Origin of the sequence: Eggerthella sinensis (assembly GCF_003339815.1) — a bacterium.
GTDB lineage: Bacteria > Actinomycetota > Coriobacteriia > Coriobacteriales > Eggerthellaceae > Eggerthella > Eggerthella sinensis.
On sequence record NZ_PPTT01000059.1, the window covers coordinates 1 to 5,266 of the forward strand.

Consider the following 5,266-nt stretch of genomic DNA (forward strand, 5'->3'; position numbering starts at 1 on the left):
GCTGGGGGGCTGGGGAGCAGGCGGCGCTGCTACTCCCCTGCTTCTGCGCGCTGCTCGGCCAGCAGCAGGTCCACCATGCGGCCGTAGCTTTGCACGCCGTCGGACTGGCGGTTCGCCTTCAGGTAGGCGTCGTTCGCAGCCGTCGACGCCTCCGAGATCGCGCCCTCGTGCTGCGCCCAGAACACGGCGCGCTGCGCCATGTCGCGCCGTACGAACGGCGACAATCCCGACGCGATTTCGGCCGCCGCGTCCGGGTCCGCCTTCCGCAGCGCCGAGATGGAGCGATCGTAGGCCAGCAGCAAACCGCTGTAGCGCATGAGCTCGTCGTCGGTGCTTGTGCAGGCCAGGTACGAGATGAAGTCGGCCTCGTCCTCGCGCATGAAGCCGCACTGATGCGCCAACTCGTGAGTCATGACGGCCGGGACGGTGAAGAACGGCCCGTCGACGTTGATGTTGGATTCCACCGTGAAGGGGAAGAAGATGCCGGCGATGTTCGCGTCCGACATGAGGTTCGACAGCAGCACGGGCTTCGGCCGCGAATACAGCGGCCGTTCCAAGGCGGGATAGCGTTCCGCGAGCGTCTGCAGGGCCGTCACCGACTGCTGCGCATAGCGCTCGAACTCGCCCGACGCGGCGTTGTACAGGTCGGTATCCGGCCCAAGCTGCTCGCGGGTTTCGTCCAGACCGCTCGCGAGCGACGTGCACAGTTGCACGAGCTCCTGCTGCCGCTCCTCCGGCGTCGCATCGGCCTGGCGCAGGTCGTAGCCGGTGTACGAGGCGAAGGTGTACCGGTAATAGTTGAGCCCGCACAGCGCGGTGAACGCGAAGTACATGACGCAGCAGATGGCAAGCGCGCCCATCACGCCCCGGTACGCGGCCATGCCGCGCGCGCCCTTGCTCGCGATCACCGCGCGCATGTAGTACCCGACGTATCCCAGGCAGAACAGCAGGAACGCGCCCACGAACCACTCGGCAACCGAGAATTCCACGAGCGACGGCAGAAAGCCCACGACGCTCGAGAGCCCCGGGTACACCGTCTGCGCGTACCACTCGGCCCACGCGGGGTTGCCCTGCGCGTACCACGTCGCTATCGCCGCGATGATCCCAAGCGGGATGAGCGCCATGCGTTTCAGGAGGAACGCTCCCGCGTGCCTTTTCGGTTGATCGGTTTGCATGGGAAGCATTATAGCCCGAGCCGACGCGATCGTCGTGCAGCACGAGGTCCCGTTCGTGGCAGTTTTTGCTCGGAATGCTCCGCAGGAGGGTCCCAAAAGGCAGAATAGCTTGCACTCCCTACAAGTCGTCTACCAGGGCGCTTGACTTTGCGTATGCGGTGCTCCTCGCTTCGAAGAAGTCGGTCTTGATCATGTTCGCGTTCGAGAACTGGCTCACCCAGGACATGCTTTCCGGCTCGCAATCATGACCTTCGTACAGAGGCTCGAAGCCCAGCTGCGTGCAGCGCAGGTTCCCCAGATATTGGATGTAGTCGGTGACCATCTGCTTGTTGAGGCCAGCCACCTCGTCGCCGATGGCGTAGTGGCCCCAGCGAATCTCCTGCTCGCAGCCTTCCTTGATCATCGCGCGGTACTCCTCCACCAGCGCGGGCGTGAACAGCTGCGGCTCCTCATCCTTGAGCTCCAAGAGGATGCTGCGGAACAGCCACAGGTGGGTGTTCTCGTCGCGGTTGATGTAGCGGATCTCCTGCACCGACCCGGGCATGAGGTTGTTGCGCCCCAGGTTGTAGAAGAACATGAAGCCGCTGTAGAAGTACACGCCCTCCAGGATGTAGTTCGCCACGAGCACGCGCGCGAGCGCTTCGGGGCTCTTGTCGTCTTGGAACTCGTTGTACAGGTTCCCGATGAACTCGTTGCGCGCCAGCAGATGCTCGTCCTCTTTCCACTGGTACAGCACGTCGTTGCGTTCCTGCGGCTCGCAGATGGTGTCCAACATGTAGCTGTAGCTCTGGCTGTGCACCGTTTCCTGGAACGTCTGGATGGCCAGGCACAGGTTCACCTCGTTGGCGGTGATGTACTCGCCCACGTTGGGCAGGTTCGCCGACTGCAGACTGTCAAGGAAAATCAGGAACGACAGGATCTTGTCGTAGGCGCGCCGCTCGGGCGCGGGCAGCTTGCGGTAGTCCTTGACGTCCACGCCGAGGTTGATCTCCTCGGGTATCCAGAAGTTGTTCATGGCCTGGCGATACCAGTCGCTCACCCACTCGTACTTCATGTTGTTGAAGTCGTTGAGGTTCGTCGTGTTGCCCCCGATCATCCGCCGGTCGAGCACATCGGTATCCCCCAACGGGTTGAACAGGGGCTTCTTCTTCAGTTCAGACATGTCGAGCTATCTCCTTCCATGCGCCCGCAGGGCGCATATTGAAACGCGCAGGTTGGCGCAGTCAGTCAGCGAGGGGCGTTCTGGTGCCCGAGATCGTGGGGAGGGCGAGGGCGTGGCGCGCCCCGAAGGAAGTCCCCGTAGGGGATACTTCGGTACGCGAGCCCTCGGCCTCGCCGCGAGATCGGGCGCCAGAACGCTCCGCAGCGTCGGCAGGTTCCGGCGGCCAGCAGGCCGACGGAACCATCACGAAGCACACGCTTCGCATTCTTCGACTTCGAGGCTCTTCGAGCGGACGTAGTAGATGGTTTTCACGCCTTCTTCCCAGGCCAGCAGGTACAGGTCGAGCACGCGGCGGAACGTGTACTCGTTCGTGATGTACAGGTTCATGCTCTGCGCCTGGTCGATGTGGCGCTGCCGCACGCCGCAGGCGCGCACCGACCACGACTGGTCGATGAGGTGGGCGTTCTTGTAGTACCAGAACGTGTCCATCGACAGCTCGGGCGCCACGCGCGGCATGAGGCCGTTCTTCTTCTCCTCGAGGAAGTACCGGTTCATGACGGGATCGAGCCCCGCCGTGGTGCCGGCGATGATGCTCGTGGAGCTGGTGGGGGCGACGGCCAGCAGGTAGCCGTTGCGCAGGCCGTGCTCGGCCACGTCGCGCGCAAGCTCTTCCCAGCGGCCTTCCACCAGGCCGCGGTCGCGGAAGTACTCGCCCGTCTGCCAGCCGCTGCCCTCGAAGAACGCGTAGGCGCCCTTCTCCCGCGCGATGGCGTTGGACGCGCGCACCGCCGCATAATGCACGTCGCCGAACACGCGGTCGGCGAACGCGAGGTGCTCGTCGCTTTCCCACATGATGCCACGCTTCGCCAGCATGTGGTGGTACCCGCTCACGCCCAGGCCGATAGGCCGGTACTGCCGGTTGTTGATCTGGGCGTACGGCACGGGGAAGAAGTTGAGCTCGATGACGTTGTCGAGCGCGCGCACCGCGCTTTCGGTGACGTACGCCAGCTCTTGCGTATCGTCGACGTCGATATGGCCGAGCGACAGGCTGGCCAGGTTGCACACGACGAACGCGCCCGGCTTCGTCACCGTGACCACCACCTGCTCGCCGTCGACGTCCTCGATGCGCTGCTCCACCTGCTCGATGGCGCCCATGTTCTGCGCGATCTCGGTGCACAGGTTGCTGCAGTAGATGACGCCCTGGTGCTTGTTCGGGTTCGCACGGTTCACCGTGTCGCGGTTGAACGTGAACGGCGTGCCCGTTTCCACCGCGCTCTTGATGATGAGGCGGATGACGTCCTTGATGGGGATGACGCGCTTCTTGATGCGCGTATCGGCCACGCATTCGAGGTACTTCTGCGTCCATTCCTCGCCGAAACAGTCCTCGAGCGCGTAGCCCTTCACCGTGGCGATCTCGTGCGGGCACATGAGGTACCAGTCGCCCTCGATGTTGTCGCGCGCCTGCTGCCAGAAGTAATCGGGGTAGCAGACGGCGGGGAACACGTCGTGCGCCTTCATGCGGTCGTCGCCGTTGTTCGTGCGCAGCGCGAGGAATTCGGGCAGGTCGCGATGCCACGCGTCCAGGTACACCGCCACGGCGCCCTGTCGCATGCCCAGCTGGTCGACCGCCACAGCCGTGTCGTTCGCCAGGCGAATCCAGCGGATAACGCCGCCGGCCGCCCCGTCGAACCCGCGGATGGCGCTGCCCGACGCGCGCACCTTGCCGAAGTACAGGCCCATGCCGCCGCCGTACTTGCTCACCTTCGCGAAGTTGTCGATGCTGCGGTAGATGCCGTCCAGGCTGTCGGGCACCGTGTCGATGAAGCACGACGACAGCTGATGGAACGGCTTGCGCGCGTTCGACAGCGTGGGCGTGGCCATGGTCACCTTGAGCAGGCTCAGCATGTCGTAGAAGCGGCGCACCCACCCCAGGCGCTCGGCCGGGTCCTCCTCCATGGCGAGGTGCAGCGCGATGCCGAGGAACATCTCCTGCGGCGACTCGAGCGGCGCGCCCTGGTGCGTGCGGATGACGTAGCGGTCGAGCAGCAGCTGCAGGCCCGCATAGGTGAACAGGTTGTTGCGGCTCGGGTCGAGGAAGGAGGTGGCCTCGCTCAGCTCGGCGGGCGTGTAGTGCTGCAGGATGTAGTCGCCGTAGAGGCCCTCTTCGGTGAGGAAGGCCACCTTCTGCGCGAACGTCTCGATATGGCGGGCGGTCATGCGCTCGTCGAGGGCGCGGTCGAACTGCACCATGAGCAGGCGCGCGGCGATGATCTCCCAACGCGGCGCCTCCTGGGTGGTCAGTTCGACGGCCGCCTTGATGAGCATGGCCAGCTTCTGGTCGTCGGTGGCGTCGGGCTTCGCGAACGACTGGAACTTGTTGTGCAGGTGCGCGAGCTCGTATTCCTCGCCGGCGAACTCCTTCTGCACGGCGGCCAGCACGCTTGGCAGCGCGGCGATGCCGGGCAGCTGCGCGCACAGGCGCTCGCGGGCGGCGCGCTTGCGGGCGCGGTCCTCGCGGTACAGGATGTAGCTTTTGAGCTCCTGGTAGTGGTTCGCCTCCATGAGCGCGCGCTCGACGAGGTCCTGCACGTCCTCGACCGCGACGGCGCCGTTCACCGCGACGTCGGCCATAGCCCGCTCGATGCCGGCGACAAGACGATCGGCCTCGTCGTCGGCCAGCACGCTGCCGACGCTGGCGAACGCCGCGCCCATCGCGCGCTTGATCTTGTCGGCACCGTAGGCTTCCGTGGTGCCGTTGCGCTTAGAAATCTGCATGTCTTGGTTCCTTCGTGGGGTCGTCAAGGGTGAGCGACTATGGTAGCACAATATGTTACCAATATCGCAACATATTGGGGAACGAATGCGTAACAAGCACCACTGAGCGGGGGGGGGGTTGCGACCGCGGCGCCTCTTGGGACCCTGGCGCGTC

The 5,266-nt window shown here is 64.7% G+C and carries 3 protein-coding genes; all 3 read right to left on the bottom strand.

Annotation, left to right across the window (positions count from 1 at the left end; all coding sequences use genetic code 11):
* Positions 1-29: 29 nt before the first annotated feature.
* Complete coding sequence (locus tag C1876_RS17310) at positions 30-1,175, bottom strand: DUF3810 domain-containing protein (protein ID WP_114547969.1); 1,146 nt, start codon at positions 1,173-1,175, stop codon at positions 30-32.
* 118 nt (positions 1,176-1,293) lie between these two features.
* On the bottom strand, positions 1,294-2,337 hold the full coding sequence (locus tag C1876_RS17315) for a ribonucleotide-diphosphate reductase subunit beta (protein ID WP_114547967.1): 1,044 nt from the start codon (positions 2,335-2,337) through the stop codon (positions 1,294-1,296).
* Between the two features lie 243 nt (positions 2,338-2,580).
* Positions 2,581-5,112, bottom strand: coding sequence for a ribonucleoside-diphosphate reductase subunit alpha (locus C1876_RS17325; RefSeq protein ID WP_114547968.1), 2,532 nt, complete (start codon positions 5,110-5,112; stop codon positions 2,581-2,583).
* Positions 5,113-5,266: the final 154 nt, after the last annotated feature.

Bases quoted from the DNA above. Each gene is read 5' to 3' on its own strand.
- C1876_RS17310 (WP_114547969.1), bottom strand. From the start codon at position 1,175: ATGCAAACCGATCAACCGAAAAGGCACGCGGGAGCGTTCCTCCTGAAA.
- C1876_RS17325 (WP_114547968.1), bottom strand. From the start codon at position 5,112: ATGCAGATTTCTAAGCGCAACGGCACCACGGAAGCCTACGGTGCCGAC.
- C1876_RS17315 (WP_114547967.1), bottom strand. From the start codon at position 2,337: ATGTCTGAACTGAAGAAGAAGCCCCTGTTCAACCCGTTGGGGGATACC.